This window comes from Cytobacillus sp. GQ23, assembly GCF_059758675.1.
This window is the reverse complement of the sequence record NZ_JCAXER010000043.1, coordinates 11774-31123: the sequence shown is the minus strand read 5'-3', so window position 1 is coordinate 31123 and position 19350 is coordinate 11774. Positions and strand designations below refer to the sequence as shown.

Sequence of the window (19350 nt, the reverse complement as noted above, 5' to 3'; positions counted from 1 at the left end):
AAAAGATTGCATTCAAGATTAAGTAAACGACACCCGCTAATGTTGCGGATATCGGCAATGTTATTACCCATGTAATAAGCATTCTCTGTGCTGTTCCCCACTTAACCCCTTTAATTCTGTGGGCAGATCCCACACCCAGGATAGAAGACGAGATAACATGAGTAGTACTGACTGGCAAATGGATATATGTAGCGCCAAAGATGATCATTGCACCTGTTAAGTCTGCAGCAACTCCATTAATCGGACGGATCTTCATGATTTTTCCGCCAACTGTCTTGATGATTTTCCATCCTCCAACCGATGTTCCAAGCCCCATGGCTAATGCACAGGAAAACTGTACCCAAAATGGTATATCAGTTGAAGTGACATAGTTGTTTGCTATAAGTGCCATTGTAATAATACCCATAGCTTTCTGCGCATCATTTGTTCCATGTGTATATGATTGCAAAGCAGCTGTAAAAATCTGGATCAGTCTGAAATTCCGGTTTGTCTTAGTCAGGTTGTTATTTTTAAACACAATCTTGAAAATGCTGTAAACGATAAAACCGACTGCAAAAGCAATTAACGGCGAAAAGATAAGTGCCTGAATAATTTTTAAAAACCCCTGATAATTAATAGACGAAAATCCAGCTGCCGCAATCGCTGCACCGGCAATCGATCCTATGATCGCATGGGAAGAGCTGCTCGGGATCCCATAATACCACGTCAGCAGATTCCAGAAAATCGCGGCAACTAAGGCAGCCAGAATGACAAGAGAACCATTCTGCAAAGTGAACGGATCCACTATATCCTTTGTGATGGTTTTGGCAACCCCAGTAAATGTCATGGCACCCACAAAGTTCATGACGGCAGCCATTATTATGGCATGCCTTGGTTTAAGAGCCTTAGTGGAGACAGCAGTAGCTATTGCGTTTGCCGTATCATGAAATCCATTGATAAAATCAAATGCCAGGGCTCCAATGACAATTAAAATTGTAATAATAAATACTGCATCCATTGTATTCGCCCCTTAAGCATTTTTCATGATGATGGTTTCAAGCGTATTGGCGACATTCTGGCAGCTGTCCGCAATATCTTCAAGTGTTTCATAAATTTCTTTATACTGAATAATCCGGATAGGATCTTTTTCAGTAGCAAAGAGATGCTTGATTGACTGACGGCGGACTCCATCACATTTCGATTCATAATCTTTAATCTTGATTGCATGCTCCCTGATCTGCAGTAATTTCTTAGTTGACAGAAGTTCCACGCACTTTTCAATTTCGATTGCACAATTCTTAATGGCATCCACGAACTTGAGCATAAATTCATCTGCCTGTGTCATTGAATACATTTCGAATAAATCAGCACATTCTTCAAACCCATCAAGGACATCATCCATGCTCATGGCAAGGTGAAGAATATCTTCTCTTTCGATCGGTGTAATAAAAGCGTTATTTAATTCCTTAATAACTTCATGAACATAGGAATCGCCTTTTGTTTCATAATCCTTCATAGTTTTTGAAAAAGTTTTTAAATCACTGACATTGTTGATCTTATAGTCGGCAAAGTAAATTGCACTATCTTTTAAATTTACAGAAATATTGCTTAACAATGTGTTAAACTTGTCCTTTTTCTTAAAAACCATTATTTTACCCCCAATATTTTAGGAAAACTTCAATCAAACGTTATTATTTTAAACGAAATCGACAAAATATGATAGTTTTTTTTATTAAAGTAATATTCCCTGCTTTAATGAGAATAAACGAAGAGCCGATTATTAGCTAAAAAAAACACCGCCTAACTCGGCGGTGCCTCTCAAATAGAGGGATGACAAACTATCCTTTCAGTCTCCCGATAAAATCATGCATTTTTTCAAGTGAATTCAAATTTGCATTGCATTTCTGACTGTCCTGGCAAATGTAATTCCCTTTTTTTGTATAGGTGCCTAACTGAGTCCCTTTGGTTTCAGTTAAGAACATACCAGTTTCCTCAAATTTGCTGCAGATGGCACAGATTCCTTTTTTGCCGAGCGGTTTAAATGTTCCAGATATGCCAGTGAGTTTGCCATCCAGCTGGCTGATCATATACTTCCTGTTTGTGCCTTTGTCGTCCCATCCCAAGTAGCTTATTTCCCTGAAATCGATATCTTCAAGTGCTGGAATCTTTAATTTTTTTACTTTAGGGAACAGCTTTTTGATGGATTGTTCCGTCAATGGTGCAAACGGTATTACATACTCCTTTATTTGATCCAGGAAGGCATCAGCCTGCTCTCTTTCTTTTATATTACTGACTGGGGATAAAAGCTGTTTTTGCTCTTCGCTAAGCTCCTCAAAAAGGCTTAACACCTTCTCAGCAGAAAGAGATTTCAGGGCATCCAGCACTCCTGTATCATTGACAGATGCATGGCCATTAATAAGCGCTTGCGTCTGTTGTTTAATAAAATTATATTGATCATTTCTTATGAAAGGTTCCAAGATACACACACCCCTACACATTCAGCACCTTTATATATCACTTTCACTTTAAAAGAATTACATAAAAATGTAAATGTATAAAATGATTAGGAAAAGAACTTGGCATATAAAAAAGCACTGAACAAAGTTCAGTGCAAAATTCATTTTTTATAAACTATTTTTTTTATTGTTTCAGCTGAAAGATAATATTCTTCAGCCAATTGGCTGATGGTTTTGCCTTTTTGGAAGGCACCTTTAATCGAAAGGTTCCTTTCATCAAGGGCTTTTCTCGCTCCGGAGCGTGATCCCCATTTTTGGTGGTCCTTTTCCGGCTTAGGGATATAAATTGCCTCACCTTGAACGTATTTTTGAATTTCTTCTATTAAATTTGCCGGTAAAACGGCATTCGCTTTTATATAACTCATTTCTGCCAGCTCCTTATTGATTTTTGACAAAAAAAATGAATAAGGTGCAAAGCCGATATCAGAAATGGTTCTAGCAGAAGGGGCGATAATAATTTAGTTCATTACCGCCTCATGCAAAGTATCGCCACCAATATCAGGCTTTGCATGAGACGCTGCATTATCAGGCACTGCAATTGCAATGGCCACTTTCATCACCTCCTAAAGAATGTATTTCTATATTATAAATTAACATGAGCGGCAATGACTGTAACACCCCAAAATCGGAAAAATCTAATCCGTCACTTTCTTCTATTGATTCTTGCAGACTTTTCTGATAATATATTCTTCCGCCCACGCGTTCGCTCATATGTATTTCTCCATTGCGGCTGAAAAAATTTGAAAGGAGAAACATATGCCATCTGAATTAGAACACCCCGATTTTCAAAAGGAAGTTCAGCGGCTTGAATTTACGAAACGTTATATTGATGTTGTGATTAAAACGTCGGAATCCAGCAAAGATCGGTTTCAGGAAAATATGAAAGAAGCCTTCGAAGACGTTGACTGGCTTGAATCCAGTTTAAGCTACTCTTCGCTCCTGACTAATGCCCGTTTTTTTGAAATGTCCAAAGATGAATTAACGCAGCTGAAGAAAGCCCGGAAAAAACCTTACTTTGCCAGAATCGATTTCTTAAGGGAAGATTTAAACGAAGAAGAGAAACTATACATAGGCAAAACTTCATTGTATTCAAGAGAAAATCAGGAGCAGATTATTGTTGACTGGCGTTCTCCGATAGCCAATTTATACTATGAAGGCAGGCTTGGAAAGGTACAATACCATTCTTATGAAGAAAGCTTTACAGGCCACCTGTCTTTAAAAAGGCAATATATGATTGAAGACGGGGTTCTGGATGAAATAAGGGATATTGATCTCACAACCACGGACGAATTGCTTCAGGAATCATTGTCAAAGAGTTCAAGCAACCGCCTCACTGAGATTATTTCAACCATACAGGAAGAACAGAACAAAATAATTCGTGCTGATTTGAATAAGCCCATTATAGTTCAGGGTGCTGCAGGAAGCGGAAAGACGACAATTGCCCTGCATCGAATTAGTTATTTCATTTATCAGTACAAAGAAAATTTTGCTCCCGAACAGCTTATGATACTGGCGCCGAGCAGGTTATTCATTGATTATATTTCAGAGGCACTTCCCGAGCTGGGGGTAGAAAGGGTACGCCAGACAACCTACCAGGAATATGTGATGGCATGTCTTGGCGAGGATCTAAAAATGGCTGATGACAGTAAACTCGTGAACCTGCTTGAAGATCATGGAAGTGAAGAAGTAAAACTTGCAGCATGGGCATCATCGATTAAAGGTTCACCCGTTTTTCAAACAATCCTCAGCCATTATTTAAAGGAAATTTATAATAGCTTTCAGCCCAGTGATGATTTTATGGTAGATAAATTCAGGCTGTTCAGCCGAAAGAAATTCTTTCAGCTTTTTTTGGAGGATTACAATTACATGCCTCTGTATCGCAGACTCGAAAAATTAAAAGCTGTGCTTCAAAACGATCTTGCTAAGAAAAAGAAATATATCATTAAGAAAATCGAAACGTATTATGACGAGAGGATCGAGAGGGCCCTCTATAGAGGCAGGGACCCTGAGAAAAGAAGACAGTATGTTTCAGAGGCGCTTGATAAAAAAGCATCCAGACTGGAATACCTCAAGAAAAGCTTCAGGACAGCCGTTCCAAAATACATGAAGCAATTTCCGAAAAAAAGCCTGATCCGGTATTACAAAGACCTATATGAAGATCCTGTACGTCTTTCAAGATTATCAGGGGGAAAATTGTCAGTCAACCACGCAGAAACACTTTGTGAATATTGCCGTAAATTGTTCCGAAAAAAGGTTTATGAGAGGGAAGATTTAGCTTTGATGCTTTACCTCCAGGAAAGCCTATTTGGCATTCCTAAAGAGCTGAAGGCGAAAAACATCGTCATCGATGAAGCCCAGGACTACAGCTTCATGGAGCTTCTTTCTTTAAAGAAGTCACTAGATACAGATATGTTCACACTAGTAGGGGACCTTGCCCAGGGAATTCATTCCTACAGGGGGCTTACAGGCTGGCAGGAGGTGCTGGACTATATTTTTCCCCGTGCAACATATACAGAACTTCAGAAAAGCTATCGTACTACAGTGGAAATTATGGAAAAAGCAAATGAATTACTAAAGCTTCTTCCTTATTCATTCCCAAAAGTGGAGCCGGTTGTACGCCATGGGAACAGTCCTGAGTTTATCAAGAGAGAGAATGGAAGAAAACTGGTGAAACAGCTTGAGGAGCAGGTTATTTCATTGAAGAAAGAGGAGTACAAAACGTTTGCGGTGATCGGGAAAACGATGAAAGACTGCCAGCTACTGCATGCACTTTTTGAAAAGCATGCTAAGCTTCCCTTTAAACTGCTGCAGGAACAGGAAAGCATACCGAAGGATGAGATCGTTATCGTGCCATCTTACTTGGCCAAGGGACTTGAATTTGATGCCGTTATGATTCTGTCCATTGAAGAGGAGTTTTCCAGAAACTCAGAACTGGATATTAAATTGCTTTATGTCGCCATGACACGTCCTCTTCACCGATTATATTTTTATGGATTAAAAGAAGGCAATTTCATTGTGGCTTAAAACTTAAGCAGCTGAATTTATCAGCTGCTTATTTTTTTTGAGAAAACGATTCTGTCCTTTGTTTAGGACAGTTTTCAGCCGGGAAAATCATTTTTAGATGAGAAAAAATGGGAAGGGTGCCCTAATATAAAATCCCGGCAGCTGCCGTTTATATAGATGGGCGATTGCTTCTTAAAGGCAATCGCTTTTATTTTGGAGTGTAAGCAGCAAAGATAAATGAAGGAAATGTGCCATCTAAAAAGAATATCAGCCTAATGGAGTTGGAATCCTTCAATTCGGGAGATCACACAGAAAAATAGGATAAAGGCTTATTGAATCTCCAAAACCGAATAATGGTCATTCCAAAATCAGTGACTAAGGGAAAATGGAGATATTGATGATTTGTCTAACTGATGAAATGAACAAAGGAATGCATAAAATATAATTATCATTTTGGGCCGCTAATCCAGATAATTATTGACCTTTAAACGGGTTTTTTTGTTATAAAATTTTTCCAGAAGAATAGTTTAACCATTTTTGGTTTTAGATAATGAATACTGGGTAATTTAATTATACAAGCAGATAGAATCACCAAAAGCTGCGCAGCTGCTGAATGAAATTCTTATCTGAGCAAAAGCTAAATCAAATTAAAAATGAGGAGTGATTTTCAATGTTAAGCTTTTTATGGGCATTAATTATAGGTGGTATTATAGGTTGGTTAGCAGGTATGATCGTGGGAAGAGATATTCCAGGCGGAGTTATTGGTAACATCATTGCTGGTTTCATTGGTGCATGGTTAGGTTCTTTAATTCTCGGTGATTGGGGTCCAGTCGTAGCTGACTTTGCTATTATTCCTGCTTTAATTGGTGCTATCGTGCTTGTATTCATCGTAGGCTTTATTATGAAGGCTATGCGTAAAACTCATGACTAATTAAATTTGTTTAAAGAAGTCCCATCTGGGGCTTCTTTTTTTTGTTGTATTTTGCTTATAGGGTAAAGTAAAGCTGCCCCAGAAAGGGCAGCTCTCTTTCATGTTTAAAAACGATACGGATCAATGGCCTTGAAAATCCCAGGATCATCCAGAAAAGGGGCATGACAGACTATGGCTTCCTCGGAGAATGGGTGAGGTATCTCCATTTTTACCGCATGCAGTGCCTGCCGTGCAAAAACAGGCTTCCCGCCATATAGAGTATCTCCAGCAAGAGGGTGTCCGATGCAGCTTAAGTGAACACGTATCTGATGTGTTCTGCCTGTATCCAAACGGCATTTAATAAGGGAAAGATTTTGTTTGCGAAAGTACTCAATTATTTCATAGTTAGTAGCAGCAGGCTGGCCGCCGGGGGATACTCTTCTTCTTGTTGGATGATGCCTGTCCCGTCCAATTGGTTCCCTGATGGTTCCTTTGTTCTTTGACATTTCGCCATGGACTAATGCCAAATATGTGCGTTTAATTCTTCTTTCTTGCAGCTCTTTATCCAAGATTGCTCCCGCTAATGCATGCTTCGCAAACAAAATGGCACCGGTTGTATCACGATCGAGACGATGTATATGTTTGATGGCTCTATATTCTCCCTGCATCTGCATATGAAAGGCTGCAGCGTTTGCCAGGGTATTCATTTGATCCGGCGAGTTAGGATGAGTATCCATGCCGGCAGGTTTATTCAAAACAAGCATATGGTCATCTTCAAAAAGAACATCAACCTCGTAATAGGAGGGGATAACGCCTGGATCTTCATCCACAAAAAAATGAAACTTTAATTTATCTCCTGCATGCACAGGGTTATTCCAATTAGCAGGTTCATTATTGTATAGAACCTGTTTTTTCATTCTCATATTGTGTGTTTGTTTTTTGGGCGCTCCCCATAATGTCCGGAAAATATAATCAATTGAATATCCTTCCCAGCGGGCAGGTACCTCTATTTCACACCATTCACCAAACCTTTGTATTTTTACCATAAATTACTCCTTATCCCGGTTGAATAATTACACCTTTAGCACATATAAATTAATTACAATAATATTTTAGCCTTTAAAGACAGCTGATAAAAGGAATAGCCATCTCAAAAAATTATTGTAATATTTAAAATCATCTTTTGTTTTGCTGAAAATGGGGTTATTATAGAGCTTTAGAACTAATTATTTAGCATTATGCCTGTGCCATCTATTTCCGGAGGAGGAATAAATACCAACAAATCCCTTCTCCATGGGTATAATTACCACCCTAAAGGGCATTTAGAATATGATATTCTTATGTATATATATATTACGAACTGATTACAAGGATTACAAAGGTGGGTTATCAGTGAAGGTTGTATTTGCATCAACTCCTGATCAGGAACAAAAAATTCAAGAATTAATAGAAAAATTTTATTCAAATGTGTTTCCTCTTTATTTCTCGGACGATGATATAAGAGAATTTGAACAGCAGAAGATTTTACATACTTCTACCAGGCACTTTGAATACTTCGGAACATTAAAGGAGGCATATCAGGTTATTGCAGGGCTGCAGACGCTTATCGCTATTCTGGAATCTCGCCAAATCAGCAGTAAATATGAAACGATATTCTTTAAAAATGTACAAATACTTCAAGAATTCGGTTTATCATTTCCGTTTGACTACAGTCATTTTTGCGGAGAGAGAATGCCCCGAAATGATTTATTCAGTGTTTATACTAAAGCCGCAAATGAAATGCTTGTATAAAAAAACGCCTGCAGCTGCAGGCGTTTTTTAGTTATTTGGAATTTTCATTAAACCATTTTTCAAAAATCTCTTTTTCCTGATAACCGGTAATTCTGTTAACCTCTTTGCCGTCTTTGTATTGAATGATTGTTGGAGTTTCCACAATTCCGTATTTGTCCCAGCCGTCGTCAAATTCTAGCAGGTTAAATTGAACCATGTCAATGCCCATATCTTCTGTAAGTGGAGCCACCACAGGAGTTGTCTTTTGGCAATGCGGGCATGTCGGGCTATAAAAATAAACAGTTACATCGTCTTTATTATCTAATTTTTCATCCAATTCTTCAGGAAGAATCAGGTTTTGATAATTGGGGTCTTCAAGCTGTTTGACTGTTTCAGGATGAAGTGAATCCTTCCCATATGGATTGTTCTCTGACACCTTTTCTTCGTTTTGCATTTTAGTTAAGATTCCAACTGCTGCAAATAATGCAATGATAATGGCAAGAAAAATAATGACTTTTTTCATTATTCTGCTACCTCCTTCGTTTTCTTCCAGACAAGATAACTGCAAATAAAAATAATAATAAAAGCTGTTAATGCTAAAAACGGAATTGTAACAAATCCCAGCCAGTTAATATACTGCCCCGTACAGGGAACTCTTCCGCATGATGCTGCACGATCAGCCATAAATGAAATCTTCTGAATGGAGTAGTGGTAGATTGAAATGCCTCCTCCAATAGCAGATAACAGCATTGTATATAAGCTGATGCGATAATCCTTCTTTACTACAGCCAAGCCCAGTATGACAGCAAAGGGATACATGATAATCCTCTGATACCAGCAAAGCTCACAAGGTTCATATTGCCTGATTTCCGAAAAATAAAGGCTGCCGAACATAGCAAGAATGGAAGCTGCCCAGGCAATAAACAGTAAACTTTCCCGCAGGTCTGATTTTATTTTCTCCATAATAATCTCCTTATTGATATGTACTCTAAAATTATAAAGCTATAGGACATCCCTTGTAAATCTACATGTTCAAAGGAAATCGGGAAATAAGGAATCTGTAATATTGAAATGGCATTTCTAAAGAAAAAGGGGTGATAATTTAGGAGTTAAAAGATGATAATCATTCACCTATAGAGAAATATATATGAAGGAAAAGAAGCAAGATAACAAGAGGGATTTTGCATTGAGAATTCAGAGGGTTATGAAGGCAGCAAAAAAGGGAAAAGAGCTGTATATCACTGGAGAAGCCGAGTTTTCGGATCAGCTTCCGGGATAATTATTATTTTCCAAAAGGAGTGCCCACCATTGACAAAGCTTGATTTAAAGAAATTTGAGAAGAAAATGATTATCAGAAATACCCGGCATACAGATATAGATCATATCATTGCTCTTCAGGAGCTATGCTTTCCCGGCATGGTTCCCTGGAAGAAGGATCAGCTTGAAAGCCATTTGGACATTTTCCCTGAAGGTCAGTTTGTTGCAGAATATGACGGGGAAATTATTGGATCATGCTCGAGCCTTATTATCAACTTTGATGAATATGATGACCGTCATTCCTGGGATGACGTTACAGACAAAGGATACATATCGAATCATAACCCTGAAGGATATAACCTTTATGGTATAGAAGTAATGGTTCACCCTGACTACCGCAGAATGAAAATAGGTCATCGCCTGTATGAGGAAAGAAAGGAGCTTGTCAGGTCTTTAAATTTAAAAAGCATCATCATTGGCGGGCGTATTCCAAATTATCATAAGTACTCGGAAGAAATGAACCCCCGGGAGTATGTGAAAGAGGTTTCACTCCACAAAATTTATGATCCGGTGCTATCTTTTCAGCTGCTGAATGGATTTACGCTGATGAGGATTAATCCCAACTATTTGCCTGATGATGTGCAGTCAAATAAATATGCAACGCTGATGGAATGGAATAATGTCGATTACAGGCCAATGAGCAAACGGTTTTATAAAACAAGTTATCCTGTCCGCATATGCGTGGTTCAGTATTTAATGCGGCAGATAAAATCCTTCGATGAATTTGCCCATCAGGTGGAATACTTTACAGATGTTGCTTCTGACTCAGGGTCCGACTTTGCCGTTTTTCCCGAATTGTTTACCACCCAGCTAATGTCCTTTTTGGAGGAGCGTTCACCAAGCCTTGCGGTCAGGAAGCTCACAGAATACACTGAACAATACATCGAGTTATTTACAGACTTGGCAGTCAGATATAATATCAATATAATTGGCGGATCTCATTTTGTTAAGGAGGATGATGATGTAATTTATAATATTGCTTATCTTTTCCGCCGTGATGGAACGATTGAAAAGCAGTATAAGCTCCATATTACACCAAATGAGCGCAAATGGTGGGGGATCAGCCGCGGGGACGAAGTGAAGGTATTTGATACAGACTGCGGAAAAATAGCGATCCAAATCTGCTATGACATCGAATTTCCTGAACTGGCGAGAATTGCAACCGATAAAGGTGCGAAAATTATCTTTACCCCTTTCTGTACCGAAGATCGGCAGGGATATTTACGGGTGCGGTATTGTGCTCAGGCCCGTGCTGTTGAAAATCAGATATATACCGTTATTTCGGGGACGGTCGGCAACCTTCCGCAAACAGAGAATATGGATATTCAATATGCACAATCTGCCATATTTGCACCATCCGATTTTGAGTTTGCAAGGGATGGCATTGTCGGAGAAACCAATCCAAATATTGAAATGGTTCTGATTGGTGATGTTGACCTCGAAGTTCTCCGCCGACAAAGGCAGGATGGAACGGTACGCCAGCTAAAAGACCGCAGGCATGATATTTACACCATTAAATATAAAAAGTAATATATAGATGCAGCTTGAGCGCCTTATCACTTGGCGCTCAATGCATTTCATGTTGAAATACATAATTTAAGGGCGGATTTTGTCAAAATAACTCGGATATTATTAAGAGGAATATCCGCCTGGAACTCGAAAAGGATATGCAGAAGCTTTTTTTAGGAGGTCATACAATGGAATGGAAAACAGCAGCAGAACGATGGATAAACCATGAGTATCTTGACAGTGAATTATTAGAACAGCTAAAGGGTCTGCAGGGAAATGAAAAGCTCCTTGAAGAAGCATTCTATAAGGGACTGGAGTTCGGAACAGGCGGTATGCGCGGGGAGATTGGCCCTGGAACAAACCGAATGAATATCTATACTGTCCGTAAGGCATCTGCCGGATTAGCAGCATACATAGAAGAAAAAGGGCTGGAAGCAAAAAGCCGAGGGGTGGCAATTGCATATGATTCACGCCATATGTCCCCGGAATTTGCCATGGAGGCGGCTAAAACACTTGCCAGCAGGGGCATTCAGACATACGTATTTGATGAACTTCGTCCAACGCCTGAACTCTCATTCGCAGTCCGCTACCTGCATGCATATGCAGGGATTGTCATTACAGCCAGCCATAACCCACCGGAATACAATGGTTATAAGGTGTATGGCTCGGATGGGGCTCAGCTGACTCCAGCTGAAGCAGATATTATTATAAGCAAAGTAAATGAATTAGAAAACGAATTGCTGATAGAAGTAATGGATGAAGATGAGTTAAAGAAAAAGGGGCTTATTACCATGATCGGCAAAACAGTTGATCAGGCATATCAGAAGCAGCTCCTTACTATTTCCGAAAATCCGGGTGCAGCAAATGAAGCGGATATTAACGTAGTTTTTACACCGCTTCACGGTACAGCCAACAAGCCTGTCAGAGAAGCGCTGTCAGCAATGAGCTATGCCAATGTGCATGTGGTGAAGGAACAGGAGCTTCCGGATCCTGAGTTTTCAACAGTAAAAAGTCCAAATCCAGAGGAAAAGAGTGCGTTTGAGCTCGCAATGAGAGATGGAAGAGAAACCAATGCTGACTTGTTAATTGCTACAGACCCGGACGCCGATCGCCTTGGCATTGCTGCGCGGAACCAGGAAGGTGAGTATGTTCTTTTGACAGGAAATCAGACAGGTGCGCTGCTGCTTCACTACATACTTTCTCAGAAGAAGGAAAAGAATACACTGCCTGACAATGGCATCATGTTAAAAACGATTGTTACATCCGAATTTGGCCGCATTATTGCCTCTTCTTTTGGAGTCGAAACTATTGATGTTTTAACGGGCTTTAAATTCATTGCAGAAAAAATCAAAGAATATGAAGAGTCGGGCGAATACAGCTTCCTGTTTGGATATGAGGAAAGCTATGGATATCTTATCGGCGATTTTTCAAGGGATAAAGATGCTATCCAGGCAGCGCTGCTTGCAACAGAAATGGCTGCATATTATAAAAAGAAAGGCATGTCTCTTTATGATGCGTTGCTAAGCTTATTTGAAGAGTTTGGCTATTTCCTTGAAGGATTAAAATCAATGACTCTAAAAGGAATTGAAGGTGCTGAAAAAATCCAGCAGACACTGGCATCCTTCCGCGCTAATCCAATAAAGGATCTTAAAGGCATGCAGGTAAAGGCAGTTGAAGATTATCTAACAGGAATCAGAACCGAAGCAGATGGAACTGAGAAGCATATCGACCTGCCCAAATCCAATGTTATTAAGTATTTCTTCGAAGATGGAGACTGGATTTGCCTGAGGCCGTCTGGTACAGAACCGAAGATTAAATTTTACTTTGGAGTCCAGGACTTATCATTAGCAGCCAGCAAGGAAAAACTTGAATCTGTCCAAAAAGCGTTCATGGACATCGTCGAAGAAAGAATGGGTATTTCAGTGTCAAAATAAATTTCTTGCACCCAGAAGGTATATACAGAAAGGAAGATTTGATGTTAAAGGGACAAACAGCAATTGTAACAGGTGCATCCAGAGGGATCGGCAAAGAAATCGCTGTTAAGCTAGCTCAGAAGGGCATGAAGCTAACCCTGATTGGAAGCTCAGAAGAAATACATCAGTCTGCAGAAGACATCATCAGTATGGGATTTTCAGAAGTACTGCCTATTCAGGCAGATATTTCAGATGAAGCACAAGTAAAGGCCGCAGTTGAAAATACTCTTAAAACCTACAAACAGCTTGATCTGCTCGTGAACAATGCTGGTATGGGCTTTTTCAAGCAGGTTGAAGAAACAACACTGGATGAATGGAAGAAGGTCTTTGAAGTCAATGTGCAGGGGGTTTTTCTCGGAAGCAGGGCAGTGCTGCCGCACATGAAAGAGCGAAAATCCGGTTCAATCATTACCATCTCTTCAGATGTAGCCAGGTATACGATTCCAAATGGATCAGCCTATACGGCAACAAAATATGCAGTTCAAGGCTTTTCAGGTTCTTTAGCTCAGGAAGTCAGAGAATATGGTATCCGTGTCGGAACCATAAATCCCGGAATGGTTGATACGTTTTTTGCAGAATCAAAGCAGGGACTTGAAGAGAAAAAAGATTGGCTGAAGGTCGAAGATATCGCCAATGCTGTCGTTTACATGGCATCTGCGCCGAAGCACATGCTGATAGATGAAATCGTCCTTCATCCGTTTGTTCAAGACTACCCAATAGCATAAATTTTGCACCGAAGAGGATTGCTCTTCGGTGTTTTTTGTAAGGGAACTTTTCTGTCTGCAACTTTAGTCGCAGGCTGCTTCCTCCTAAATGCCAAGGAAGTATGGGAAAAGAAGTTATATAATAAAAGTATATATATGACAAGGTCCAAGGAGGATCCGGGTGTTGGGGAAAAGAAGACAATCTGAAATCGTAATATTAAAGGAAATAGCAGAACTGTTGAATGAAGGAACTGAAATAGATTCGCTTCTTAGAGAGGTGCTCCAAAAATTGCTGGACGTTACAGGTCTCGAAACGGGATGGGTATTTCTGATCGATAGCCATGGGGAGTTCCGCCTGGCAGCGGAGGAGAAACTGCCCCCTGCCCTTTCAGAGGATAACTGCAGGCCGATGTGCCAGGGAGATTGCTGGTGCATTGACCGTTATAATGACGGCAGACTGAATAAAGCTTCTAATATAATCGAATGTAAAAGAATAGAAGATGCAATTGCCGGACACAGAAAAGATACCAACGGGCTAACCCATCATGCCTCCGTACCGCTGAGAGCAGGGGAGGAAAAGTTTGGAGTTCTTAATATTGGATCTCCTGCTAAAACTCATTTTTCACAGGAAGAATTGGCTTTGCTGGAATCAGTTGCTTTCCAAATCGGAACTGCCATAAAACGAATCAAGCTCACACAGCTGGAACAGGAGACGGCACTTGCTGCGGAAAGAAACAGACTTGCAAGGGATCTGCATGATTCAGTCAACCAGCTTTTATTCTCTTTAAGCTTAACGGCGAGAGGAGGAGCGGAAATGACTGATAACCCGGAAATGAAAGAAACCTTTTCCTACATGCAGGATCTTGCGCAGGAAGCTTTAAGCGAGATGAGAGCGCTTATCTGGCAGCTCAAACCGCGCGGCCTTGAAAATGGGATTATCTGTGCTATGCAGACATACAGTCAAATGCTTGGTCTGAAGCTAAATTCAAAAGTAAACGGTGTAATCTGCCTTCCGGGAAAAGTCGAAGAAACACTTTGGAGAATTGGCCAGGAAGCCCTGGCTAATTGTAAAAAACATTCTGGGGAATCAGCAGCAGATGTCGTGCTGAGAGTGAATGAAAAAACAGTTACAATGGTGATTTCCGATTGCGGCAGAGGATTTCATTATCGTGAAAACGATCTCCCTTCTCTCGGCCTCAAAAGCATGAAGAAAAGAACGGAAGCACTAAATGGTTTATTCAAATTAATAACAAAGCCAAACAAAGGAACAAATATTGAAATTATCATTCCTTTGGAAAAGGGGGGGAATTAAATGGCCATCAAGGTTTTAATAGCGGATGACCATCACGTTGTAAGAAGGGGACTTGTATTTTTTCTCAAAACGCAGCCAGAAATCGAAATTATCGGAGAAGTAAAAAACGGCCTTGAAGCTGTTGAGATGCTGCAAAAAATTCAGCCTGATGTTATTTTAATGGATTTGGATATGCCTGTAATGAATGGAATTGAAGCGACACGGCAAATTAAACTGAATTATCCTGATGTGAAAATCATGATACTCACAAGCTTTTCAGATCAGGATCATGTAATACCCGCAATTGAGGCTGGCGCATCAGGATATCAGCTGAAGGATATTGAGCCGGATATCCTTGTTCAGGCAATTGTCCAGCTGATGAAAGGGGAGAATCAGCTTCATCCAAAAGCCACTTCTCACCTTCTCACACATTTAACGAATAAGAACAGTACAGAAAGACAGCCGCTTGAAGAGCTTACAAAGAGAGAGCTCGAGGTTCTGAGGGAGATTGCAAAAGGGAAAAGCAATAAAGAAATTGCTTCATCCCTGTTTATCACAGAAAAAACAGTCAAAACTCATGTTTCCAACCTGCTTTCCAAATTAGAGCTCTCAGACAGGACACAGGCAGCACTTTATGCAGTGCGCCATGGCATTGCTGAGTCAGATTAAAAAACTCATCCAAAAGTCTGAGGGAACATTTACTGAAATAGTACTAAATCCAGTTTAATAAAATTCAGCCATCCTGACGATGTGTAAAGGCACATGTTTCTATATACTAAAGAATATAGGAACATAAAGGAGAGTTAAAAATGAAACTTACAATTATTAATGGAAGTCCGCGAGCGAAGGGACGGACGGGTATAGCCTCCCGTTATATTGCAGAAAAATATAATGCTGAACTGATCGACTTAAGCCTTGGAGAAATTCCTTTATATAATGGAACTGAAGATCAATATGGGCTGCCAGCCATAAAGAAATTGCGACAGCAGATTGCAGACTCTGATGGAGTCATCCTTGCTTCCCCTGAGTATCACAGTGCCATGAGCGGAGCGTTAAAGAATGCGCTGGATTTTCTGGGCAGTGAGCAATTTGCCCATAAGCCAGTCGGCCTGCTGGTTGTAGCAGGAGGCGGAAAAGGCGGCATTAATGCGCTGAATAATTTAAGAATTGCCGGCAGGGGCGTATATGCCAATGTTATACCTAAACAGCTTGTTTTGGACCCGCACTGTTTTGATTATGAAAATGATGGCCTTTTTGAGGAACCGGCCAAACTGGTAGACGGTTTAATGAATGAACTACAGGTATATATGAAATCATATAATCAAATTAAGCAGGACTTAAAACAGTAAAAAACAAAAACACGGATTAAAAAATCCGTGTTTTATTATTGGTGGAATTCCTTTTTTAGGTTAGTTCATAAAATACAGTGTTTGGCAGCTGTTTTTCCGATAATTCGTTGGCGTGGTCAATATATCGCAGCAGTGAGTATAAATGTTTCTCAATGACAGAATAATCTTTTTCGAAATTGTAGGCATGAAGAAAATGTTCAATTTTCTTGGAAAGAAACTGATCTTCTGTTCTGACCATCAGGATCAGCAGGTTATCCCATTCAGACCTGTGTGTATAATATAACGCACGGTCATAATCCACTTTATTCATTTGTCCTCTCCTCCTCTTCCAGGAGTTAATTATAGTTTATGATGAAGCGGCATTTTATTTCACAGTAAATCTTGGACTTGTTGATTTATAAGGGTTTTCATCATTTTCCTGTATATATTGGCAGCATTCATTTAGAAGGCAATTCCATACATAAAATTCTGGCCTGGGTCAAAAATATAATTAACGACATATGTTTTGGAGGCAAAAATGAAAAAGTTTTTATCCATGTTAATGCTGACTTGCTTATTAGCTGGGGGAGGCTCATTGGCAGGAGCTGTCCAGCAGCCGGATTATGAAAAATATGGGAGAATCGCTATCGCAGTTGTAAAAGAAGACTATCCTGGGGAAGAAGTAGTGGATTATCAATATGGAGGAAGAAAGAAAATTTCTGAAACAGATGTAACAGACACCTTCACTTTTACCGTAAAAGAGAATGGGAAGCCTGTGACCGTGCTAGTTAATGTCACACATAACCTTAAGGATAACAAAGCGGTTAGTCTTTCAGTAGAGAGAAAAGAACAGTAAGCTCCTTCGGGGGCTTTTTTCATTGTCTCCATCTTCAAAATAATGATTAAAACGTATCTTTCTGATAACCTTGAAATAAGAATCAAACTGACAATTATGGGGAGTGAGTTTTTTGAGGGAATCAATTCTTGTTGCAGAGGACGAAGCTAAAATCGCCAGGCTTCTGGAAATTGAACTTGAATTCGAAGGCTATCAAGTAACTAAGGCAATGGATGGTATTCAGGCAATGGAGTTATATCGGACTGGAAGCTGGGACTTGATTATTCTGGATATCATGCTTCCAGGATTTAGCGGAATTGAAATTCTGCGGAGAATTCGCTCCAAGGATAAACAGACTCCCATTTTGCTGCTGACGGCCAAAAGTTCAGTGGAAGATAAAGTATCAGGTTTGGATCTGGGAGCGAATGACTACATAACAAAACCTTTTCAGATTGAGGAACTGCTTGCAAGGATTCGGGCGGCCCTAAGGGTTAAATCAGCAGCTGCAGAAGAAACTCCTTCTATTGAATGCCTTGAAATGTCAGATTTAAAGCTCAATGAAAAAACAAGGGAAGTCAGCCGGGGAGATCAGTTCATTGAACTGACGCCCAGAGAATTTGATTTACTGGTGTATTTAATGACAAATAAAAAGCAGGTACTAACTAGGGAACAGATATTGGAGGCTGTCTGGGGATATGATTTTGTGGGAGACACAAATGTTGTTGATGTCTATATCAGGTATTTGCGCAGGAAAATAGACTTGCCTGAGATGCCCCCTCTTATTCACACCATCCGCGGAGTAGGATATGTTTTAAAGGAGACAAGATGAATCTTAGGAAGAAAATTTATTTATATACAACTGTTCTCTTTGCAGTAATGCTGCTTATTATGAACTTCACTGTGTATGCTGTTTTCAGCAAGTTAATATATGAAAATGAGCAGGCTTCCATTTCAAATGAAATGGCTAACATGACAAAGATTGCCCAAAGATCAATCGGAAAGGTTCCGGAAAGAGAACTGCTCAGGGCCTTTGTTCCTTCAAATGGAATGGTAAGACTTGTTCATCCGGATAAAAAGGCAGTAACTTCCACATCCCCGGATGAAAAGGAGCTCAGTAAAATCCCTGCAGAGTATTTCACCAGAGAAGTGATAAAAACAATGGAACTAGATAAGAGGGTCTATATGTTTGCATCTGCACCTGTAATATTGCCGGATGGTGAAATAGGAAGTTTTCAACTGACCAGAAGCATGGAAAGTGCGGAAGGAATATTAAAGACTCTCCGCTTCGTGCTTGGAATTGTAACGGTCGTGGCAATGATTCCGGTTTTAATTTCCAGTGCGTTCCTCAGCAAGTTTATTACAAAGCCTGTAGCGACAATGACAGCCACGATGAAAGAGATTAAAAACAGCGGTCAATTCAAGCGGATTGAAATGGAGGGGGAATCCCAGGATGAGCTTCATCAAATGGGAGAAACCTTCAACCATATGATAGATCTTCTTGAATCCAACTATGAAAAGCAAAAACTTTTTATATCAAATGCTTCCCATGAATTAAAAACTCCTTTAACAGTTATAGAAAGTTATTCAAGCCTGCTTAAGAGAAGAGGGCTGCAAGAACCTGATTTATTTAATGAATCCATTGAAGCCATTCACTCAGAGGCGTTAAGAATGAAGGAGATGACAGAACAGCTTCTTTTGCTTGCACAACACGATAACCACTGGATGATTGACTTGAAAATGATGGATATTAACAGGTTTTTATCCCAAGTAGTCAGGACATATGGAGATGCTTTTAAAAGGACTATCCATTTGGAATCTGCTTTGCCTGAAAATACATCTATTCAATCTGATGAAAATAAATTGAAGCAGCTTCTGTTTATATTTCTGGATAATGCCAGGAAATACAGTGAAGAGGCCATAAAGGTTACAGCTGGAAAAGAGGAACATAATGTTTATATCCGGATTGAAGATCGAGGCATGGGTATACCTGTGAAAGATCTGCCAAGAGTATTTGACCGTTTTTACCGTGTTGATGAGGCCAGAAATAGAAAAACAGGGGGATCAGGGCTGGGACTGTCCCTTGCCAAAGAAATAGCAGATGCACTGGGAGTGGAAATCAGGCTAGAAAGTACTGAAGGAGCAGGAACTACAGCATCAATAAAAATCAAAGTGACATAACCATTCTCATCTTTTTCTCATTTTATTATTAGATAAT

At 39.8% G+C, this 19350-nt stretch carries 21 protein-coding genes; 13 read left to right on the top strand and 8 right to left on the bottom strand.

Going from position 1 to position 19350, the window contains the following annotated elements; all coding sequences use genetic code 11:
* The 4 genes from AC6CHU_RS24485 to AC6CHU_RS24470 all read right to left on the bottom strand — a co-directional run.
* The coding region (locus tag AC6CHU_RS24485) for an inorganic phosphate transporter (RefSeq protein ID WP_159871623.1) at positions 1-997 on the bottom strand (997 nt) is incomplete at its 3' end.
* 12 nt (positions 998-1009) lie between these two features.
* Positions 1010-1627 (bottom strand): DUF47 domain-containing protein, encoded by a 618-nt coding sequence (locus tag AC6CHU_RS24480; RefSeq protein WP_009331529.1) that lies wholly within the window; start codon positions 1625-1627, stop codon positions 1010-1012.
* A gap of 190 nt (positions 1628-1817) precedes the next feature.
* Entirely contained in the window at positions 1818-2456 is a 639-nt protein-coding gene (locus AC6CHU_RS24475; RefSeq protein WP_159871626.1) for a FusB/FusC family EF-G-binding protein, read from the bottom strand.
* Positions 2457-2596: 140 nt separating this feature from the next.
* The gene (locus AC6CHU_RS24470; RefSeq protein WP_159871629.1) at positions 2597-2860 is read right to left on the bottom strand and encodes a CD3324 family protein; all 264 of its coding nucleotides are present in this window, start codon (positions 2858-2860) and stop codon (positions 2597-2599) included.
* A gap of 391 nt (positions 2861-3251) precedes the next feature.
* Between AC6CHU_RS24470 and helD the strand changes: the two genes are divergently transcribed.
* Positions 3252-5519: an RNA polymerase recycling motor HelD gene (gene helD, locus AC6CHU_RS24465; RefSeq protein ID WP_159871632.1), complete on the top strand. Its 2268-nt coding sequence runs from the start codon at positions 3252-3254 to the stop codon at positions 5517-5519.
* A gap of 649 nt (positions 5520-6168) precedes the next feature.
* On the top strand, positions 6169-6429 hold the full coding sequence (locus tag AC6CHU_RS24460) for a GlsB/YeaQ/YmgE family stress response membrane protein (protein WP_159871635.1): 261 nt from the start codon (positions 6169-6171) through the stop codon (positions 6427-6429).
* Between the two features lie 104 nt (positions 6430-6533).
* On the opposite strand, the gene AC6CHU_RS24455 is transcribed toward AC6CHU_RS24460, so the two are convergent.
* Positions 6534-7454 (bottom strand): RluA family pseudouridine synthase, encoded by a 921-nt coding sequence (locus tag AC6CHU_RS24455; RefSeq protein ID WP_498123027.1) that lies wholly within the window; start codon positions 7452-7454, stop codon positions 6534-6536.
* A 346-nt stretch (positions 7455-7800) separates the two neighbouring features.
* Between AC6CHU_RS24455 and AC6CHU_RS24450 the strand changes: the two genes are divergently transcribed.
* The gene (locus AC6CHU_RS24450; protein ID WP_159871641.1) at positions 7801-8199 is read left to right on the top strand and encodes a YhcU family protein; all 399 of its coding nucleotides are present in this window, start codon (positions 7801-7803) and stop codon (positions 8197-8199) included.
* A gap of 31 nt (positions 8200-8230) precedes the next feature.
* Here the strand turns inward: AC6CHU_RS24450 and AC6CHU_RS24445 are convergent, their stop codons facing one another.
* Together AC6CHU_RS24445 and AC6CHU_RS24440 are read right to left on the bottom strand one after the other, a co-directional pair.
* Entirely contained in the window at positions 8231-8701 is a 471-nt protein-coding gene (locus AC6CHU_RS24445) for a thioredoxin family protein (protein ID WP_251284930.1), read from the bottom strand.
* Complete coding sequence (locus AC6CHU_RS24440) at positions 8701-9141, bottom strand: disulfide oxidoreductase (protein WP_251284929.1); 441 nt, start codon at positions 9139-9141, stop codon at positions 8701-8703. Before AC6CHU_RS24440 ends, AC6CHU_RS24445 begins: the two co-directional genes overlap by 1 nt.
* A 184-nt stretch (positions 9142-9325) precedes the next feature.
* Here AC6CHU_RS24440 and AC6CHU_RS24435 point away from each other — a divergent pair, with 184 nt between their 5' ends.
* The 7 genes from AC6CHU_RS24435 (at position 9326) to AC6CHU_RS24405 (ending at position 16321) form a co-directional block, all read left to right on the top strand.
* Complete coding sequence (locus AC6CHU_RS24435; RefSeq protein WP_268891695.1) at positions 9326-9457, top strand: hypothetical protein; 132 nt, start codon at positions 9326-9328, stop codon at positions 9455-9457.
* Positions 9458-9522: 65 nt separating this feature from the next.
* Positions 9523-11025, top strand: a complete 1503-nt coding sequence (locus tag AC6CHU_RS24430; RefSeq protein ID WP_159871665.1) for a bifunctional GNAT family N-acetyltransferase/carbon-nitrogen hydrolase family protein — start codon at positions 9523-9525, stop codon at positions 11023-11025.
* A 167-nt stretch (positions 11026-11192) separates the two neighbouring features.
* Complete coding sequence (locus AC6CHU_RS24425; protein WP_498123024.1) at positions 11193-12938, top strand: phospho-sugar mutase; 1746 nt, start codon at positions 11193-11195, stop codon at positions 12936-12938.
* A 41-nt stretch (positions 12939-12979) separates the two neighbouring features.
* Positions 12980-13702 carry an SDR family oxidoreductase gene (locus tag AC6CHU_RS24420; RefSeq protein ID WP_159871653.1) on the top strand — a complete coding sequence of 241 codons (723 nt, stop codon included), beginning with the start codon at positions 12980-12982 and terminating at the stop codon, positions 13700-13702.
* Positions 13703-13862: 160 nt separating this feature from the next.
* Positions 13863-14993: a histidine kinase gene (locus AC6CHU_RS24415; protein WP_159871656.1), complete on the top strand. Its 1131-nt coding sequence runs from the start codon at positions 13863-13865 to the stop codon at positions 14991-14993.
* A complete protein-coding gene (locus tag AC6CHU_RS24410; protein ID WP_159871659.1) occupies positions 14994-15641 on the top strand; it encodes a response regulator in 648 nt (215 codons plus the stop codon).
* Positions 15642-15781: 140 nt separating this feature from the next.
* On the top strand, positions 15782-16321 hold the full coding sequence (locus AC6CHU_RS24405) for an NADPH-dependent FMN reductase (RefSeq protein WP_251284926.1): 540 nt from the start codon (positions 15782-15784) through the stop codon (positions 16319-16321).
* Between the two features lie 55 nt (positions 16322-16376).
* On the opposite strand, the gene AC6CHU_RS24400 is transcribed toward AC6CHU_RS24405, so the two are convergent.
* Positions 16377-16631 (bottom strand): YhdB family protein, encoded by a 255-nt coding sequence (locus tag AC6CHU_RS24400; protein WP_035326734.1) that lies wholly within the window; start codon positions 16629-16631, stop codon positions 16377-16379.
* 207 nt (positions 16632-16838) lie between these two features.
* Here AC6CHU_RS24400 and AC6CHU_RS24395 point away from each other — a divergent pair, with 207 nt between their 5' ends.
* From AC6CHU_RS24395 to AC6CHU_RS24385, 3 genes are all read left to right on the top strand, one after another.
* Complete coding sequence (locus AC6CHU_RS24395; protein WP_251284925.1) at positions 16839-17156, top strand: DUF3889 domain-containing protein; 318 nt, start codon at positions 16839-16841, stop codon at positions 17154-17156.
* A 112-nt stretch (positions 17157-17268) separates the two neighbouring features.
* A complete protein-coding gene (locus AC6CHU_RS24390; protein ID WP_159865844.1) occupies positions 17269-17964 on the top strand; it encodes a response regulator transcription factor in 696 nt (231 codons plus the stop codon).
* Positions 17961-19313: an ATP-binding protein gene (locus AC6CHU_RS24385; RefSeq protein ID WP_498123021.1), complete on the top strand. Its 1353-nt coding sequence runs from the start codon at positions 17961-17963 to the stop codon at positions 19311-19313. The genes AC6CHU_RS24390 and AC6CHU_RS24385 overlap by 4 nt, the downstream gene beginning before the upstream one ends.
* Positions 19314-19350: the final 37 nt, after the last annotated feature.

Bases quoted from the DNA above. Each gene is read 5' to 3' on its own strand.
- AC6CHU_RS24410 (WP_159871659.1), top strand. From the start codon at position 14,994: ATGGCCATCAAGGTTTTAATAGCGGATGACCATCACGTTGTAAGAAGG.
- AC6CHU_RS24445 (WP_251284930.1), bottom strand. From the start codon at position 8,701: ATGAAAAAAGTCATTATTTTTCTTGCCATTATCATTGCATTATTTGCA.
- AC6CHU_RS24455 (WP_498123027.1), bottom strand. From the start codon at position 7,454: ATGGTAAAAATACAAAGGTTTGGTGAATGGTGTGAAATAGAGGTACCT.
- AC6CHU_RS24400 (WP_035326734.1), bottom strand. From the start codon at position 16,631: ATGAATAAAGTGGATTATGACCGTGCGTTATATTATACACACAGGTCT.
- AC6CHU_RS24435 (WP_268891695.1), top strand. From the start codon at position 9,326: ATGAAGGAAAAGAAGCAAGATAACAAGAGGGATTTTGCATTGAGAATT.
- AC6CHU_RS24425 (WP_498123024.1), top strand. From the start codon at position 11,193: ATGGAATGGAAAACAGCAGCAGAACGATGGATAAACCATGAGTATCTT.
- AC6CHU_RS24430 (WP_159871665.1), top strand. From the start codon at position 9,523: ATGATTATCAGAAATACCCGGCATACAGATATAGATCATATCATTGCT.
- AC6CHU_RS24470 (WP_159871629.1), bottom strand. From the start codon at position 2,860: ATGAGTTATATAAAAGCGAATGCCGTTTTACCGGCAAATTTAATAGAA.
- AC6CHU_RS24395 (WP_251284925.1), top strand. From the start codon at position 16,839: ATGAAAAAGTTTTTATCCATGTTAATGCTGACTTGCTTATTAGCTGGG.
- helD (WP_159871632.1), top strand. From the start codon at position 3,252: ATGCCATCTGAATTAGAACACCCCGATTTTCAAAAGGAAGTTCAGCGG.
- AC6CHU_RS24480 (WP_009331529.1), bottom strand. From the start codon at position 1,627: ATGGTTTTTAAGAAAAAGGACAAGTTTAACACATTGTTAAGCAATATT.
- AC6CHU_RS24385 (WP_498123021.1), top strand. From the start codon at position 17,961: ATGAATCTTAGGAAGAAAATTTATTTATATACAACTGTTCTCTTTGCA.
- AC6CHU_RS24420 (WP_159871653.1), top strand. From the start codon at position 12,980: ATGTTAAAGGGACAAACAGCAATTGTAACAGGTGCATCCAGAGGGATC.
- AC6CHU_RS24460 (WP_159871635.1), top strand. From the start codon at position 6,169: ATGTTAAGCTTTTTATGGGCATTAATTATAGGTGGTATTATAGGTTGG.
- AC6CHU_RS24405 (WP_251284926.1), top strand. From the start codon at position 15,782: ATGAAACTTACAATTATTAATGGAAGTCCGCGAGCGAAGGGACGGACG.
- AC6CHU_RS24440 (WP_251284929.1), bottom strand. From the start codon at position 9,141: ATGGAGAAAATAAAATCAGACCTGCGGGAAAGTTTACTGTTTATTGCC.